This is a genomic window from Mycobacterium sp. 852014-52144_SCH5372336, from assembly GCF_001665615.1.
GTDB classification, from domain to species: domain Bacteria; phylum Actinomycetota; class Actinomycetes; order Mycobacteriales; family Mycobacteriaceae; genus Mycobacterium; species Mycobacterium neumannii_A.
This window is the reverse complement of sequence record NZ_LZSW01000047.1, coordinates 22,147-36,494: the sequence shown is the minus strand read 5'-3', so window position 1 is coordinate 36,494 and position 14,348 is coordinate 22,147. Positions and strand designations below refer to the sequence as shown.

Annotated in this window: 20 protein-coding genes and 1 pseudogene; 12 read left to right on the top strand and 9 right to left on the bottom strand. The window is 67.4% G+C overall.

Translation table 11 applies throughout. The features are described from left to right. The first annotated feature begins 113 nt into the window (after nucleotides 1–113). On the top strand, nucleotides 114–545 hold the full coding sequence (locus A5759_RS10740; RefSeq protein ID WP_068197268.1) for an A24 family peptidase: 432 nt from the start codon (nucleotides 114–116) through the stop codon (nucleotides 543–545). Here the strand turns inward: A5759_RS10740 and A5759_RS10735 are convergent. From A5759_RS10735 to A5759_RS10715, 5 genes are read right to left on the bottom strand one after another with little or no spacing between them, the layout of a single operon-like run. Then, complete coding sequence (locus A5759_RS10735) at nucleotides 542–742, bottom strand: CbtB-domain containing protein (protein WP_068197265.1); 201 nt, start codon at nucleotides 740–742, stop codon at nucleotides 542–544. The two genes, A5759_RS10740 and A5759_RS10735, sit on opposite strands and share 4 nt — an antisense overlap. Continuing rightward, nucleotides 735–1,025 carry a nitrile hydratase accessory protein gene (locus tag A5759_RS10730; RefSeq protein WP_068197262.1) on the bottom strand — a complete coding sequence of 97 codons (291 nt, stop codon included), beginning with the start codon at nucleotides 1,023–1,025 and terminating at the stop codon, nucleotides 735–737. Before A5759_RS10730 ends, A5759_RS10735 begins: the two co-directional genes overlap by 8 nt. Further along, nucleotides 1,022–1,642, bottom strand: coding sequence for a nitrile hydratase subunit alpha (nthA, locus tag A5759_RS10725; protein ID WP_068197260.1), 621 nt, complete (start codon nucleotides 1,640–1,642; stop codon nucleotides 1,022–1,024). The genes A5759_RS10730 and nthA overlap by 4 nt, the downstream gene beginning before the upstream one ends. Further along, the gene (gene nthB, locus A5759_RS10720) at nucleotides 1,642–2,376 is read right to left on the bottom strand and encodes a nitrile hydratase subunit beta (RefSeq protein WP_068197257.1); all 735 of its coding nucleotides are present in this window, start codon (nucleotides 2,374–2,376) and stop codon (nucleotides 1,642–1,644) included. Before nthB ends, nthA begins: the two co-directional genes overlap by 1 nt. Further along, complete coding sequence (locus tag A5759_RS10715) at nucleotides 2,376–2,918, bottom strand: DUF1097 domain-containing protein (RefSeq protein ID WP_068197255.1); 543 nt, start codon at nucleotides 2,916–2,918, stop codon at nucleotides 2,376–2,378. The genes nthB and A5759_RS10715 overlap by 1 nt, the downstream gene beginning before the upstream one ends. A 102-nt stretch (nucleotides 2,919–3,020) precedes the next feature. Here A5759_RS10715 and A5759_RS10710 point away from each other — a divergent pair, with 102 nt between their 5' ends. After that, complete coding sequence (locus A5759_RS10710) at nucleotides 3,021–3,407, top strand: nuclear transport factor 2 family protein (protein ID WP_156616887.1); 387 nt, start codon at nucleotides 3,021–3,023, stop codon at nucleotides 3,405–3,407. After that, a complete protein-coding gene (locus A5759_RS10705; protein ID WP_068197250.1) occupies nucleotides 3,404–3,895 on the top strand; it encodes a DUF3237 domain-containing protein in 492 nt (163 codons plus the stop codon). Before A5759_RS10710 ends, A5759_RS10705 begins: the two co-directional genes overlap by 4 nt. A 161-nt stretch (nucleotides 3,896–4,056) precedes the next feature. Here A5759_RS10705 and A5759_RS10700 read toward each other — a convergent pair whose 3' ends face one another. Further along, nucleotides 4,057–4,830, bottom strand: coding sequence for an alpha/beta hydrolase (locus tag A5759_RS10700; protein WP_068197247.1), 774 nt, complete (start codon nucleotides 4,828–4,830; stop codon nucleotides 4,057–4,059). A 96-nt stretch (nucleotides 4,831–4,926) separates the two neighbouring features. Here A5759_RS10700 and A5759_RS10695 point away from each other — a divergent pair, with 96 nt between their 5' ends. From A5759_RS10695 to aroQ, 5 genes and pseudogenes are all read left to right on the top strand, one after another. Beyond that, nucleotides 4,927–5,535, top strand: a complete 609-nt coding sequence (locus A5759_RS10695) for a TetR/AcrR family transcriptional regulator (RefSeq protein WP_068197243.1) — start codon at nucleotides 4,927–4,929, stop codon at nucleotides 5,533–5,535. A 37-nt stretch (nucleotides 5,536–5,572) separates the two neighbouring features. Next, the gene (gene aroC / locus A5759_RS10690; RefSeq protein ID WP_066841514.1) at nucleotides 5,573–6,784 is read left to right on the top strand and encodes a chorismate synthase; all 1,212 of its coding nucleotides are present in this window, start codon (nucleotides 5,573–5,575) and stop codon (nucleotides 6,782–6,784) included. Next, nucleotides 6,784–7,308: pseudogene (locus A5759_RS10685) on the top strand (shikimate kinase); the annotation flags it as partial. The gene aroC and the pseudogene A5759_RS10685, both read left to right, overlap by 1 nt. A gap of 115 nt (nucleotides 7,309–7,423) precedes the next feature. After that, nucleotides 7,424–8,500, top strand: coding sequence for a 3-dehydroquinate synthase (aroB, locus tag A5759_RS10680; RefSeq protein WP_068197236.1), 1,077 nt, complete (start codon nucleotides 7,424–7,426; stop codon nucleotides 8,498–8,500). Nucleotides 8,501–8,504: 4 nt separating this feature from the next. Continuing rightward, nucleotides 8,505–8,972 carry a type II 3-dehydroquinate dehydratase gene (gene aroQ / locus A5759_RS10675; protein WP_068197234.1) on the top strand — a complete coding sequence of 156 codons (468 nt, stop codon included), beginning with the start codon at nucleotides 8,505–8,507 and terminating at the stop codon, nucleotides 8,970–8,972. Here aroQ and A5759_RS10670 read toward each other — a convergent pair. Both A5759_RS10670 and A5759_RS10665 read right to left on the bottom strand, forming a co-directional pair. Beyond that, on the bottom strand, nucleotides 8,900–9,796 hold the full coding sequence (locus A5759_RS10670) for a hypothetical protein (protein ID WP_068197231.1): 897 nt from the start codon (nucleotides 9,794–9,796) through the stop codon (nucleotides 8,900–8,902). The two genes, aroQ and A5759_RS10670, sit on opposite strands and share 73 nt — an antisense overlap. A gap of 18 nt (nucleotides 9,797–9,814) precedes the next feature. Continuing rightward, nucleotides 9,815–10,360, bottom strand: a complete 546-nt coding sequence (locus A5759_RS10665) for a B-4DMT family transporter (protein ID WP_068197228.1) — start codon at nucleotides 10,358–10,360, stop codon at nucleotides 9,815–9,817. Between the two features lie 33 nt (nucleotides 10,361–10,393). Between A5759_RS10665 and A5759_RS10660 the strand changes: the two genes are divergently transcribed. The 4 genes from A5759_RS10660 to A5759_RS10645 are packed head-to-tail and all read left to right on the top strand — an operon-like array spanning nucleotide 10,394 to nucleotide 13,114. Beyond that, a complete protein-coding gene (locus A5759_RS10660; RefSeq protein ID WP_068197226.1) occupies nucleotides 10,394–11,509 on the top strand; it encodes a Xaa-Pro peptidase family protein in 1,116 nt (371 codons plus the stop codon). Between the two features lie 17 nt (nucleotides 11,510–11,526). Beyond that, nucleotides 11,527–12,090, top strand: a complete 564-nt coding sequence (efp, locus tag A5759_RS10655) for an elongation factor P (RefSeq protein ID WP_068197223.1) — start codon at nucleotides 11,527–11,529, stop codon at nucleotides 12,088–12,090. Next, the gene (gene nusB / locus A5759_RS10650) at nucleotides 12,083–12,562 is read left to right on the top strand and encodes a transcription antitermination factor NusB (RefSeq protein WP_064395436.1); all 480 of its coding nucleotides are present in this window, start codon (nucleotides 12,083–12,085) and stop codon (nucleotides 12,560–12,562) included. The genes efp and nusB overlap by 8 nt, the downstream gene beginning before the upstream one ends. A 3-nt stretch (nucleotides 12,563–12,565) precedes the next feature. Further along, complete coding sequence (locus A5759_RS10645; RefSeq protein WP_068197220.1) at nucleotides 12,566–13,114, top strand: hypothetical protein; 549 nt, start codon at nucleotides 12,566–12,568, stop codon at nucleotides 13,112–13,114. 8 nt (nucleotides 13,115–13,122) lie between these two features. Here A5759_RS10645 and A5759_RS10640 read toward each other — a convergent pair whose 3' ends face one another. Then, nucleotides 13,123–14,343, bottom strand: a complete 1,221-nt coding sequence (locus A5759_RS10640) for an FAD-dependent monooxygenase (RefSeq protein ID WP_068197217.1) — start codon at nucleotides 14,341–14,343, stop codon at nucleotides 13,123–13,125. Nucleotides 14,344–14,348: the final 5 nt, after the last annotated feature.

Here is a 14,348-nt window from a genome sequence, read left to right as displayed (position 1 = left end):
CGGCGATCCTGGCGCCCAGTTCTGCGCCAGGGTCGTGATCCGGGGCGAATTCACAGCCCTGGCGCAGAAATCGGTGACCAAGCGTGCTCCGGGCGGGCGTTAGCCTTTCGTAGATGGGGGAAGTGGTGGCCTGCGCCGCCGTGCTGGCGTGGCTGGTGGCGCTGAGCGTGTTCGACGTCACGGCGCGTCGGCTGCCCAACTGGCTGACCCTGCCGGGTGCGCTGGTGATCGTTGCGGCCGCGTTCGCGGCGGGGCGCGGTGGTGCGGCCTTGATCGGCGCCTCGGCGCTGTTTCTCGTGTACGTGACGGTGCACCTGCTCGCGCCCGCGGCGATGGGCGCCGGCGACGTCAAACTCGCTATCGGTCTCGGAGCCCTGACCGGTTCATTGGGCGTCGACGTGTGGGCCCTGTCCGCGCTTACCGCACCGCTGGTGACGGCGACGTGGGCCGTTGTCGCCGTGATATGCCGCAGGGAAAGTACTGTCCCACACGGCCTGTCGATGTGTCTGGCCGCGGCGACGGCGACCGGGCTCGCGGTGTACTAGTGGCAGGGGAACCCGAGCAGATGGCGGGCGTCGTGCACGAACTCGTGGATGTGGGTGTCGGAGCCGAAGACCGACGTCGCGCCCTGGTCGAGCCCGACGAGATACAGCACCATCAATGCCAGGAACGCCGTACCGGTCAGCCACGCGGTGGCGGCCAGTCCGCTGACGTCGATGCGGGTGGCGGTCGCCTCAGTCATGGCTGTCTCCGGTCATCCGGGCGGGCGCGGTCAGCAGATGGTGGTCGTGAATCACCCTCTCCAGGGCGCTGACCCAGTGGTCGTAATACTGCCAGTCGCCGCGGTCGGTTTCCGGGGTCTCCTCCCACCGCCCGATCGTATCTATCAGGCTCTGCTGGAAGTCACTCCAATCGAAGTGGCGGAATTCCGACAGGGCCAGTGCCAGACCGAACGCCCGCCGCTGCCAGTCGTGGTCGAACTGCGGGGCCGCCTGGTCGGTGGTGCAGGTCTCGTGCAGGTTCATGAGACCGGCCCCGCCAGGGCCACGCCCATCATCGATTCGGTGGTGACCAGTTCCATCAGCTCCTCGTCAGTGAATTGTTCTGTGCCGGAAGGACGTTCGGGAATGACGAACCACCGTGAGTGTCCGCTGCTGTCCCAGACCTTGATCTCGGTGTCCTCGGGCAGTTCGACGCCGATCTCGGCGAGCACCGTGCGTGGTTCGCGCGCTGCGCGAGCACGGAACACCGGGTCCTTGTACCAGTACGGCGGCAGACCCAGCACGGGCCAGGGGAAGCACGAACACAACGTGCAGATGACCAGATTGTGCACACCGGGGGAGTTGGCGACGGCCTGCAGATGCTCACCCTCGGCGCCGGCCATACCCTCGGGCAGCTCGAGTTCGGCGATGGCCGCAGGGGTGTCGACCACGACGCGAGCCGCGAAATCCGGGTCGGTCCATGCCTTCACGACGATCTTGCGTCCGTTCAGCGGTGTCATCTCTGATTTGAAGTACGACAACACCTTGTCCACGGTTTGGTTTGTGATCACGCCCTTCTCGATCAGAAGAGATTCCAGCGCAGCGACTTTGGCGGCGCTGGACAGCTCGCGATCCTCCGGGTGGTAGAACTGGTCGCTCATCACGCTCCTTCCAGGTAGGCCTCGAACAGCTCGGCGTAGATGGTCAGCGGACCGTTCTCGGCGCGCTCACCGAACAGATCCTGCGGGTCGAACGCGACGATGTAGATCGGCATCGGGTCACCGATGCCGTCGCCGGTGTGGGTGAAGTACGCGTAGTCGCCCTCGAAGATCCGCTCCACGGTGCCCACGCGGCCACGCAGATAGCCGGGCAGGCGGGTGTGGGCGGCAGCGGGGACGTTGGTGATGCGCACGGAGTCGCCGACGGCGAACTTCGGGTGAGCGACGTCGCGGCGGGGACTGTCGCCCCGACGTAGGTAGTCGACGACCTGGTCGTCGATCGCCGGTACCTGATCGCCGACGGCAGGGGCGGCTTCAGCGGCCAATTCCTCTTTACGCGCGGCCAATTCGTCTTCGGTCACGTAGCCCTTATCGATGAAGAACTGCGTGATGCCGCCCAGCCACTTCTCGTAGTAGCGGAACTTGAAGTAGTCGAACGGGTTCATCGCTTCGGCGCCGGTGCGCAGGTCGGCCCACGTCCACTCGTCCTTGAACGCGGTCGGCACCTCGTCGATCGGATACCGCGGAAGCGACGAACCGAGGTGGTTCGACAACCCCATCATCGCGACGTGGATACCAAAGATCCGCTTCTCCCACTCCTCGACGAAGACTCGCTTCTCGAGGTTGAGCGGTGCCGGCAGCCCCTCCAGGCCGCCGAGGTAGTGCTGCAGTTTCATTACGCGGGGCTGCCTTCCGTCGTCGGTGCAATTTCCGGACTCGCGTGGTGCGTTTCGGGCTCGCGGGTCAACACCTTCGCGACGTACTCGCTCAACAAACCGAACGAGGCCCCGAGCACACACGCCATCGCGGCGACCAGGCCCGGATGCGATATCGACGTCACGGTGATCGCGTTGCCCGTCCCGGCCACCGTGGACACCGTGCTCGCGAAACCCACCACCACCGCGGGCGTCGTCGAGAGCAGCGATAGCCAGGACGCCTGCACCATCACCGCGCTGCCGATCCCGACGGCCACCGCGACCGCCAACAGGCTGCCGCCCAACAGGTGGCCCGCATACAGGCTCGCCGCCGCGATCAGGACGCCGGCCAGATTGCTCGCCAGCGACCGCACCCATCCGCCGATTCCGCCACCGACGAAGAAGAAGGAAGCCCACGTCAGGAAGACCACCCAGATCGGGACCGTGATCACTTCCGCGGTCAAGGCCACCGCGAGTCCGCCGAGCACACCGATGCTCACCGTCAATGCTGATCTTGAATCCATGGAAGAACTGTGCGGTCGCGGTGTTTCGCCCGCGTAACGACTGTGTTGGATTCAGAACAACTGCAGTTGCATACTCAGAGTATGTTAGTACATACTATGAGTATGCAAAATTTCGACCTTGACCTGAAAGCCATCTCGGAGCGGTATTTCGCCGCATGGGCCGATCGCGACCCCGACGCGATCGCCGACCTGCACACCGCGGACACCCGGTTCTGGACCCATGTGGACATCGAGCCCGCGGTCGGCCGCGACGCCGCGCGGGAGGCGTTCGCCGGTGTCTTCCGGCAATTCCCCGACTTCGCCTTCGAGGTCAAGCGCGTCCTCTACGGCAGTGCCCACTGGGTGCTCGACTGGGTGTTGATCTCCGGTGACGTGCGATTCGACTGCCTCGACGTTGTCGTCGTCTCACCCGACGGACTGGTCGCCCGCAAGGACTCGTTCATCGACTCCGCGCAGATGGTCGCGTCGATGAGCGGAGGCCGTTCGTGACTGCGGCAGCAGCGATCGACCAACTGCCACTCATCGACGCGCTGCCCGTGGAGCACCTCTTCGACGTCAGCGTTGATCTGCTTCCGGCACAACCGGTTCCGACCGCAACCGGCATGCGGCTGACGTTCGTCACCAAAGGCGGGGGCGTGAACGGGCCGCGGCTGCGCGGCGAGGTACTACCCGGGGGTGGTGACTGGCTGCTCGTCGGTGACGACGGATGCGGCAGGGTCGACGTCCGCGCGACCTTGCGCACGCACGACGGCGTGCTCATCCACTTCGAGAGCGCGGGTATCGTCAACGTTCCCGCCGACGGCCTCGACCGGCTGGCACGCGGGGAGGTACTCGGTTTCGACGAGACCTACGTGCGGACCACGCCGAGATTCGCCACCGTCGACGAGCGGTATGCATGGCTCGGCGGAATCGTCGCGGTGGGCTACAACATCCTCTCGCCCGACCACGTCGACTACCGCATTTATCAAGTGCTCTGAACTTTGGCTGGCCGCCAACGACAAACCGCGCACTCCCGAAGAGAGTGGGTTGTTCGAGCCACAGTGGAATTGCTGAGCTGCAACTGATTCAGACGAGATGGGTACAGCTCCGCTCTGACATGCCCGGGACTGGCCCGGCAAGGCCCGCGGAGCGAGCACGATTACTCGGCGGCGAGCTCGCATTCGTGGCCGCTCGCGAGCACTCGCTCCAGCCACTGAAGCACCGGCGGCGCTACCTGCTGCAGGCCCGACTCCGCGACGATCCAGTGCGGCATGTCCGGATGCATTTGATGCTCGGCGCCGTACCGCTTTGCGATCCGTCGCGAAATCCACGGCGCGACATTGCGATCCGAACCGCCGCTGACCACGAGCACGGGACACCTCACCGAATGCCTGTTCGCCCGCACCGACGGCGTTCCCAACGTCAACGCGCGAAACGCCTTGCCCGAGTCGGGCACCAGCTTCGGTACCAGCTCATCCTGCTCGGCCGTCGGCAGCGTGCTCAACGGGACCGCCCGCATCGTGCGCGCATTCGGCAGCACCGGCCGGCCTGCCAGCACCGCCGGCAGGATCGGCACCAGGTGCGGCAAAGACCGCAGCTGCGGCCACAAAACCCCGGCCGGAATCGACGCCAGTAGCACCAGCGCGCGCACGTCGCGCACTGCGGCCAGTTTCTGGCCCAATAGCCCGCCGATGCTGTGGCCGACCACCACCGCCGGGGCGTCCAGGCTGTCGTACGCCGCCAGCGCCGCCTCGAAGAACTCCGCCACCCCGCTCGCCGACAACACCTCCCGATCCGTCGGGTTGCGGCCGGGCATCGTCGCGGCACGACACTCGTACCCCGTGGCGCGGAAGAACTCCAGCCACGGCTTGTACAGCTCGGGAGTTCCGAAAATCGAATGCAGGAACAGGATCGGCGGCTTCTCGGACGTCATCGCACTGATTCTCGCGGACGGGGTTCGCCGAGTCGATTACCTCGGAGGTCATGGAAGCTCCCACCCCCGACCGCACGACACTTGCATACTCGAGGTATGCCCGCAACGCGACTCACCCAGGCCGAACGCACCGAGGCGACCACCGCCGCGCTTATCGACGCGGCGCGCGCGTTGTTCGCCGAGAACGGATACGAAACCACCTCGCTCGACGCCGTCGCGGCCCGGGCGCGGGTGACCAAGGGCGCCGTCTACCACCACTTCGACGGCAAGCGCGGGCTGTTCGAGGCGGTCTTCACGCGCGAGGTCGAGCGGATGGCGGTGCCACTGGCCGAGACCTATCAGCGTGCGTACGCGCGGAAGAAGGATCCGTGGGACGCGTTCGGGGCCGGCTGCCGGGCGTTCCTCGACGAGTGCCTCGACCCGGGGGTGCAACGGATCGTGCTGCTCGACGCGTTCACCGCGCTGGGCTGGGAGCAGATGCGGCGCCTGGAGACCCCGTTGCTCGACATGATGGAGGCGGCCATCGCTCGTGCGGTCGACGCGGGGCGGATCGCCAAGCGCACGCCCGGGCCGCTGGCGCACTTCCTGTTCGGAGCCATCTGCGAGGCGGCCATGATCGTCGCGCGCTCGACCGCTCAGAAGGCCGCGCACCGTCAGGCCGCGGCCGAACTCGCCCGCGTTCTCGACGGCCTGGTCATCGCCTGATTCGGGGTCAGACGGCCGACGTGGGAAGATGGGACGCGTGTTGCGATGGACCACTGCTGGTGAATCACACGGCCGCGCCCTGGTGGCCGTGGTCGAAGGCATGGTCGCCGGCGTGCATGTCACCTCGGACGACATCGCTGGACAACTGGCGCGTCGACGTCTCGGGTACGGCCGCGGCGCCCGGATGAAGTTCGAGCAGGACCAGGTCACGATGCTGGCGGGGGTTCGACACGGCGTCACGCTTGGCGGCCCGATCGCGGTCGAGATCGGCAACACCGAGTGGCCGAAGTGGGAGACGGTGATGGCCCCGGATCCGGTCGACCCCGCCGAGCTGGCCGAGAGCGCGCGCAACGCGCCGTTGACGCGGCCCCGGCCCGGGCACGCCGACTACGCGGGCATGCTCAAGTACGGCTTCGACGACGCCCGCCCGGTGCTGGAGCGTGCCAGCGCGCGCGAGACCGCGGCCCGCGTCGCCGCGGGCACCATCGCCCGCGCATTCCTCAAGGAGGCCCTCGGCGTCGAGGTGGTGTCCCATGTCATCTCGATCGGGGCGTCCGACCCCTACGACGGCCCGCCGCCCCAAGCCGCCGACCTCGCGGCGATCGACGCCAGCCCGGTGCGCGCGTACGACAAGGACGCCGAGAAGTCGATGATCGACGAGATCGAGGCGGCCAAGAAGGACGGCGACACGCTGGGCGGCGTCGTCGAGGTGGTGGCCAACGGTCTTCCGGTCGGGCTGGGCTCATTCACCAGCGGCGACAACCGGCTGGACAGCCAACTCGCCGCCGCCGTGATGGGCATCCAGGCGATCAAGGGCGTCGAAATCGGCGACGGCTTCACGACCGCGCGCCGCCGCGGCAGCGCCGCCCACGACGAGATGTATCCCGGTCCGGACGGTGTCATGCGCTCGACCAACCGCGCGGGCGGGCTGGAAGGCGGCATGACCAACGGCCAGCCGCTGCGGGTGCGCGCCGCGATGAAGCCGATCTCCACGGTGCCGCGCGCCCTGGCCACCGTCGACATGGCCACCGGTGAAGAGGCCGTCGCGATCCACCAGCGCTCCGACGTGTGCGCGGTGCCCGCCGCGGGCGTGGTCGTCGAGACCATGGTGGCGCTGGTCCTGGCGCGCGCGGCGCTGCAGAAGTTCGGCGGTGACTCGTTGACCGAGACGCGCGCCAACATCGACAACTACCTGCGCTGGGTGGCCGAACGTGAGCCCTCTCCGCAACGGGTCCAGGCTTCGGGCTGATGACGCCCCGAGCAGTGCTGGTCGGATTGCCCGGCTCGGGTAAGTCCACCATCGGGCGGCGGCTGGCCAAGGCGCTCGACCTCTCAATGCTCGACACCGACGCCGCGATCGAGGAGACCACGGGCCGCACGATCGCCGACATCTTCGCCACCGACGGCGAGCAGGAGTTCCGCCGGATCGAGGAAGAGGTCATCCGCTCGGCACTGCAGACCCACGACGGTGTGCTGTCGCTGGGCGGCGGCGCGGTGACCACACCCGGCGTGCGCGAGGCACTGGCCGGTCACACGGTCATCTATCTGGAGATCAGCGCCGCAGAGGGGGTTCGCCGGACCGGCGGAAGTACCGTGCGTCCACTGCTCGAAGGCGGTGACCGCAGCGAGAAGTTCAAAACGCTGATGTCCGAACGGGTTCCGCTGTATCGCGAGGTGGCGACGCTTCGGGTCAACACCAACCGGCGCAACCCCGGCGCCGTGGTGCGCTACATCGTGGCCCGCCTCGAGAACCCCGAGACCACCCACTCCTCGCGACGCAGGCGCCGCTCGCCGTGGCGCAGGGGCCCGTCGCAGCTGACCGCCGAACCCAGTACCGAGGCCCCGCCGTCCCCGGCGGCGGTCGCCGCCCGCAATCCGAAGGCCAACCGTGACTGAGCCCGTGACCATAGACGTCCTCGTTGAGGTTCCCTACCCGGTGATCGTCGGCACCGGACTGCTCGGCGATCTCGTGCGCGTGCTCGAGGGCAGGCACAAGGTCGCGATCCTGCACCAGCCGACGCTGGCGCAGACCGCCGAGGTCATCCGAAGTGCCCTGGCGGACAAGGGAATCGACGCACACCGCATCGAGATTCCGGACGCCGAGAAGGGCAAGGACCTGCCCGTCGTCGGGTTCATCTGGGAAGTGTTGGGGCGCATTGGGGTCGGTCGCAAGGACGCGATCGTCAGCCTGGGCGGGGGAGCGGCCACCGATGTCGCCGGATTCGCCGCCGCCACCTGGCTGCGCGGAATCGACATCGTGCACGTGCCGACCACGCTGCTCGGCATGGTCGACGCCGCGGTCGGCGGTAAGACCGGCATCAACACCGACGCGGGCAAGAACCTGGTCGGCGCGTTCCACCAGCCGACCGCCGTGCTCGTCGACCTCGCGACCCTGCAGACGTTGCCGCGCAACGAACTCGTGGCGGGTATGGCCGAGATCGTCAAGGCCGGCTTCATTGCCGATCCGACGATCCTCGACCTGATCGAGGCCGATCCCGACGCGGCGCTCGACCCGACGGGCGCCGTGCTGCCCGAACTGATCCGCCGCGCGATCGCGGTCAAGGCCGAGGTGGTGGCCGCCGACGAGAAAGAGTCGCAACTGCGCGAGATCCTGAACTACGGCCACACCCTGGCCCACGCGATCGAACGCCGCGAGCGCTACCAGTGGCGCCACGGCGCCGCCGTCTCGGTGGGACTGGTGTTCGCCGCCGAGCTCGGCCGGCTCGCGGGGCGGCTAGACGACGAAACCGCCGATCGGCACCGTTCCGTGCTGACCTCGCTCGGGCTCCCGGTCAGCTATGACCCCGACGCGTTCGGCGAGTTGCTGGAAAACATGGCCGGTGACAAGAAGACCCGCGCCGGTGTGCTGCGGTTCGTCGTGCTCGACGGGCTCGGCAAGCCCGGACGCCTGGAAGGGCCCGACCCGTCGCTCCTGGCGGCGGCCTACGCAGAAATAGGGCGGTGACGTCATGACCCAGACCGTGCTCGTGCTCAACGGCCCCAACCTCGGTCGGCTGGGCCGGCGCGAACCGGACGTCTACGGCGGCACCACCCACGACGAGCTGGTGGCGCTCATCGACCGCGAAGCCGATGCGCTCGGTCTGAAGGCCGTTGTGCGCCAAAGCGATAATGAGGCCGATCTGCTGGGCTGGATTCATGCGGCCGCCGACGCGGGGGATCCGGTGATCATCAACGCCGGCGCGCTGACCCACACGTCGGTCGCCCTGCGCGACGCCTGCAGCGAACTGCGCGCGCCGCTGATCGAGGTGCACATCTCAAACGTGCACGCGCGCGAGGAGTTTCGGCATCATTCGTACCTGAGCGCGGTGGCCACCGGTGTGGTCGTCGGCCTCGGGGTGCAGGGCTACCTGTTGGCCCTGCGGTATCTGGCCAGCCTCGGTGAGGAACCTCGTTCGTCGGTGCTGGCCACCGAGTAGCAGATCGCCGTCGAGATCACCGTCGGCAGCACCAGCGTGAGCACCAGCACGCAGATGACGATCATGGGGTTCGGCGCCGTGAGCCAGGCCTCGGGGATGCGGGCCAGGCTGACCGCGAGCCAGGACCCGATGATCGCGAGCACCACGGTGCCGATGGTGGCGAACTTGATCGACCGAAGCTCGAGGAGCGTCGGTTCGGCGGTGTCGGCCAACGACTTCCGCAACGTCCGGGTGCGCAGGTACACCAGCACGAAGTCGGCGATGACGAATGCCGCGGCCGCGACGACGATGGTGCCCTCGACCCACACCGCGGGCCGGTGTCCCCACATGAAGCGCAGGTAGTCGATCGAGGTCTCGGACACGATCAGTGTCGCCGTCATCGCGGCCGCGAATGTCAGCCAACCGCCGAGCTCGGCAAGGAAGCAGTACGCGCGCACGTCGGCGGGGTCCTGGTCGCTCACCTTGTTGACGGCGTGGCTGGCCAGCATCCAACCGAGCCCGCCGAACAACGCTGCCGCCCCCGCGGCCAGCATCCCGGTCGACACCGCACCCTGAGTCCAGGCGATCGCACAGGTGGCCCGACGCGCTCCGTCGGGCACCTGGGTTCCGGTGATCAAGCTGAACAGGAAGCTGTCGAGCATCAGGACCAGGACGGCCGAGGAGAACAGCGCAAGGGTGTGCACGCCTTCGCGGCTGTTCTTGTCGAACAGCAGGGCGATCGCGGTGATCAGGAAGCCGCCGAGGACCCCCGCCAGTTGGGAGTTCGACGACGCGGACGACAACACGCTCCATTGGTCGGACGTGCAGAACTCGTCCGGGTTCACGGAGCGCTGGGCCTACAGCTAGACCCGGTCGTCGCGGGGCGCGCTCTGGGTGGTCTCGTCAGTACCCGGTTGGCTGACGGCGGCGAACACGTCGGTGTCCGCGCGGTCGTCCTCACCGGCGCGATGCAGGTGCGGGGTCTGGTCGGCCTTGCGGTCGACGAGCCAGCGGCCGAGGGCCACCCCGGCGAGCGCCATCAGGAACACCAGCAGCGCGGTGAACGCCGCGAAGGTGGTGAGCTCGTTGACGAGCGCCTCGACGTAGAGCGCCTTGTAGAACATCGAGATGAACCAGGCCACCGCGCCGCTGACGATCCCGGCGAACAGGCCGGCCAGCAGCCAGATCATTGCCAGGTCTCCGCGGCGGTCCGGGTCCGGGTTGGCGCGGGCGTCGGCGCGGCCGTCGACGAACCCCCAGATGAACACCGCGACGGCGAAGAGAACGACCAGCACGACGCTGATCAATCCGGCCTTGGTTTCCCACGCGTTGATCAGCGCGCCCTGCAGCAATCGCACGATCACCATCAGGGTCGCGAACACCAGTCCGCGCAGCAACCACTTACTCATGGGGCCTCACCTTAGCGAGTAGCGTCATCGACCGTGACTATTTCACAGCGCCGGGACCGGCTGCGCGAGCGGCTGGCCAAATCCGAAATCGATGCCATGTTGGTATCGGACCTGGTCAACGTGCGCTATCTGAGTGGGTTCACCGGCTCCAACGCCGCGCTGCTGATCAAAACGGACGACGAAACGCCGGTGCTGGCGACCGACGGGCGCTATCGCACGCAGGCAGGGCAGCAGGCGCCCGACGCCGAGATCGTCATCGAGCGGGCGTGCGGACCGCACCTGGCGGGTCGTGCCGCCGCCGACGGCGTGCGCCGGCTCGGCTTCGAGAGCCATGTGGTCACCGTCGATGCTTTTTCAGTTCTGGAGAAGGCCGCCGGCGAGCGGACCGAACTGGTGCGCGCGGCCGGGACCGTCGAAGCGCTGCGCGAAGTCAAGGACGCCGGCGAGGTCGCGTTGCTGCGGCTGGCGTGCGAGGCCGCCGACGCGGCACTGCGGGATCTGGTCGACCGGGGTGGGCTGCGGGCCGGGCGCAGCGAGAAGGAGGTCGCCCGCGAACTGGAGTGGCTGATGCTTGAACACGGCGCCGACGGTCCGTCGTTCGAGACGATCGTGGCGACCGGACCTAACTCGGCGATTCCGCATCACCGGCCCACCGATGCCGTGCTGGCGGCCGGCGATTTCGTCAAGATCGATTTCGGTGCCTTGGTGAGCGGCTACCACTCGGACATGACCAGGACCTTCGTGCTCGCGCCGATCGCAGACTGGCAACACGAGATCTACGCGTTGGTGTCGGCCGCTCAGAAGGCGGGCCGGGAGGCGCTGGCGCCCGGAGTCGCGTGCAAGGACGTCGACGCGGCATCGCGGCAGGTCATCGCCGATGCCGGCTACGTCGAGAACTTCACCCACGGCCTCGGCCACGGCGTGGGGCTGCAGATCCACGAAGCGCCAGGAATCAGCGGGGCGTCCGTCGGTACACTGCTTGCTGGCTCCGCGGTGACCGTGGAGCCCGGTGTCTATCTGCCCGACCGTGGCGGTGTCCGCATCGAGGACACGCTCGTCGTCGGGGACGGCGCTTCGGAGCCGGGTAGCCGGCGACATCAGACAGCAGACTTGCTCACCCGGTTCCCCAAGGAACTGGCCATCCTCTGACAAGGAGTACTACCAACGTGGCAACGACCGCCGACTTCAAGAACGGGCTCGTCTTGGTGATCGATGGCCAACTCTGGCAGATCATCGAGTTCCAGCACGTCAAACCGGGCAAGGGACCGGCCTTCGTGCGCACCAAGCTCAAGAACGTCGTCTCGGGCAAGACCGTGGACAAGACCTACAACGCCGGGGTGAAGGTCGAGACCGCGACGGTCGACCGGCGCGTCGCGACCTACCTGTACCGCGACGGTTCGGATTTCGTGTTCATGGATTCCGAGGACTACGAGCAGCATCCGCTGCCCGAGTCCCTCGTCGGCCGCGCCGCTGGGTTCCTGCTGGAGAGCATGCCGGTGCAGATCGCCTTCCACGACGGCAATCCGCTCTACCTCGAGTTGCCCGTGACCGTCGAACTCGAGGTGACCCACACCGAGCCGGGCCTTCAGGGTGACCGCTCCAGCGCGGGCACCAAACCCGCGACCGTCGAGACCGGTGCCGAGATCCAGGTGCCGCTGTTCATCAACACCGGCGACAAGCTGAAGATTGATTCGCGCGACGGCAGCTACCTGGGTCGGGTGAATGCCTGACCGGAAGGGCGACCGGGGCAGGCATCAGGCACGCAAGCGCGCCGTCGATCTGCTCTTCGAAGCCGAAGCCCGCGGGCTCACCTCAGCCGAGGTGGCCGATGCACGAAATGCGTTGGCCGAGAACCAGTCCGACGTATCGCCGCTCAACCCCTACACGGTGACGGTGGCCCGTGGTGTGACGGAGCACGCTGCACATATCGACGATCTGATCGCCTCCCATCTGCAGGGCTGGACGCTCGAGAGGCTGCCCGCCGTCGATCGCGCGATCCTGCGGGTCGCGGTATGGGAACTGCTGCACGCCGAGGATGTCCCCGAACCAGTGGCCGTCGACGAGGCGGTCGAACTCGCCAAACAGTTATCCACCGACGACTCACCGGGTTTCGTCAACGGAGTGCTGGGTCAGGTGATGCTCGTGACGCCACAGATTCGTGCCGCCGCTGCGGCCGTGCGGGGTGAGGGGAGCGGGGGATAGGCGATGCCCGCACCGCAGGACTGGGCGCCGTACTCCAGCGTCGACGAAGCGGCCAGGGTGTATCTACGCGATCCCGAACTCGCGCTCGACCAACTGCGGTCGGTGGTGGACCTGCCGATCATCAAGTCGTTCATCATGTCGCGCGGCTACATCGACGAGCCGTGGGGCGATGAGGACCAATCCCTGTGGCAGGAGGTCGTCCTCACCGACGGGCACCGGCTGATCATGTGGCGCGCCGACGACGAGATGTCGTCGACCGACCGCGACCGTCGCGTGCTCAACGCCTCCGTGCGCACGATCCTGTTGTCGACGATCACCGATCACGTGCTGATTACCGAGTACGAGGTGCTCGACGACGGCACCCGGCGCCTGTCGGAGGTCAGGTTGCGGATGTACACCCAACTGATCACCCGTGCACGGCAGAAGTCCGCCACCGAATCCGACGTCTACTGCGAGTCGTTCCGCTACTACAAGTCCGTCGACAACGGCGGGCTCGCTCAGATGCAGCGGCTGTTGCAGTTCGGGCGGGTCCTGTCGCGCAGCATGCAGTAGCGTGGAGTTCAGTTGCCCACCATGGCCGGATAGTCCGGCAGCTCGATCGAATCGGCCGTCGTGAACCACAGCCGCGCGGCCACCGGTCGAAGCGGCCAGCGTTGCATCCACTTCATCACCGCCGCATTGACCGCGATGTCGGACTCCTTCATCGGTGCGTACCGGTCGATGGTGTTGTTCAACTTCTGGCAGGTGTCGACGTAGGGGCGCATCCGCGACTCGTACCGCGCCAGCGCCTCGGCGATACCGTCGGCCTCGAACGAATTCGCCGGGCCCAGTTCACCCGCGAGAAGATAGGCGCCGACAAGGGCGAGGCTCGTACCCATGCCCGACAGCGGCGATGCGCAGTATCCGGCATCGCCGACGAGGGTGACGCGTCCCGTCGACCATGACGGCATGTGGATCTGGGCGAAGGAATCGAAGTAGAAGTCGTCGGCTTGGTCGGCGGCGGACAGCAGCGCGTCGCACTCCCACCCGGCGCCTGCGAACCGGTCGGCGAGGATCCGGCGCTGTTGGTCGGGGTCGTGCCGGTCGTACTCAATCGGCTCGGATCGAAAAGCCAGGCCGGCCTTAGCGATTGCGGGATCGTGGGAGGGCCGCATCGAGGCGTTCAGGCCGCCGGGAGCCTGGTAGAGCAGGTACCAGCCGTCGAGTCCGACGCTGTCGGGCGCGGAGAACCACGCGTTGTATCCGCCGATCGGCTTGACGAACTGTTCCTCGGGGCCGAAGGCCAGGCGGCGCACCGCCGAATGCGGACCGTCGGCGCCGACGACGAGGTCGGCGTGCAGCACGGTGCCGTCGGCCAGCGTCGCCTCGATTCCCGCGTCGACTTCGCGAAGTTCCGAGATCCGCTGTCCGAAACGGTATTCGACCGAGTCGCGGGTGGCCTGGTAGAGCACGTCGACCAGATCGCCGCGCAGGATCTCCAACTTCGACACCAGACCGTTGCCGTCGAACGCGGTCACCGGCATCTCGGCACGTCTACTGCCGTCGGAACGCACCCAGGCCGCACCGCGCTGTTCGAGTGCGCGGGCCCGCATCCGGTCGATCAGCCCCATCCGCTCGACGACGTCACCGCCGGCGCCGCGCAGATCGACCGTCTGGCCGCCGGGCCGCACGCCCGGTGCGATCTCCACGACGACAACGCGATATCCGTTGCGCGTCAACCAGAACGCCAACGACGGCCCGGCGATCCCGGCGCCACTGATCAGGACTGTCGGCTGGGTCATGCCGC

Coding starts and splice junctions, on each gene's coding strand:
- A5759_RS10710 (WP_156616887.1), top strand. CDS start 3,021: ATGCAAAATTTCGACCTTGACCTGAAAGCCATCTCGGAGCGGTATTTC.
- nusB (WP_064395436.1), top strand. CDS start 12,083: ATGCCTGACCGGAAGGGCGACCGGGGCAGGCATCAGGCACGCAAGCGC.
- A5759_RS10700 (WP_068197247.1), bottom strand. CDS start 4,830: ATGACGTCCGAGAAGCCGCCGATCCTGTTCCTGCATTCGATTTTCGGA.
- A5759_RS10640 (WP_068197217.1), bottom strand. CDS start 14,343: ATGACCCAGCCGACAGTCCTGATCAGTGGCGCCGGGATCGCCGGGCCG.
- A5759_RS10695 (WP_068197243.1), top strand. CDS start 4,927: ATGCCCGCAACGCGACTCACCCAGGCCGAACGCACCGAGGCGACCACC.
- nthA (WP_068197260.1), bottom strand. CDS start 1,642: ATGAGCGACCAGTTCTACCACCCGGAGGATCGCGAGCTGTCCAGCGCC.
- A5759_RS10730 (WP_068197262.1), bottom strand. CDS start 1,025: ATGAACCTGCACGAGACCTGCACCACCGACCAGGCGGCCCCGCAGTTC.
- nthB (WP_068197257.1), bottom strand. CDS start 2,376: ATGAAACTGCAGCACTACCTCGGCGGCCTGGAGGGGCTGCCGGCACCG.
- A5759_RS10740 (WP_068197268.1), top strand. CDS start 114: ATGGGGGAAGTGGTGGCCTGCGCCGCCGTGCTGGCGTGGCTGGTGGCG.
- A5759_RS10735 (WP_068197265.1), bottom strand. CDS start 742: ATGACTGAGGCGACCGCCACCCGCATCGACGTCAGCGGACTGGCCGCC.
- A5759_RS10665 (WP_068197228.1), bottom strand. CDS start 10,360: ATGAGTAAGTGGTTGCTGCGCGGACTGGTGTTCGCGACCCTGATGGTG.
- A5759_RS10715 (WP_068197255.1), bottom strand. CDS start 2,918: ATGGATTCAAGATCAGCATTGACGGTGAGCATCGGTGTGCTCGGCGGA.
- A5759_RS10645 (WP_068197220.1), top strand. CDS start 12,566: ATGCCCGCACCGCAGGACTGGGCGCCGTACTCCAGCGTCGACGAAGCG.
- aroQ (WP_068197234.1), top strand. CDS start 8,505: ATGACCCAGACCGTGCTCGTGCTCAACGGCCCCAACCTCGGTCGGCTG.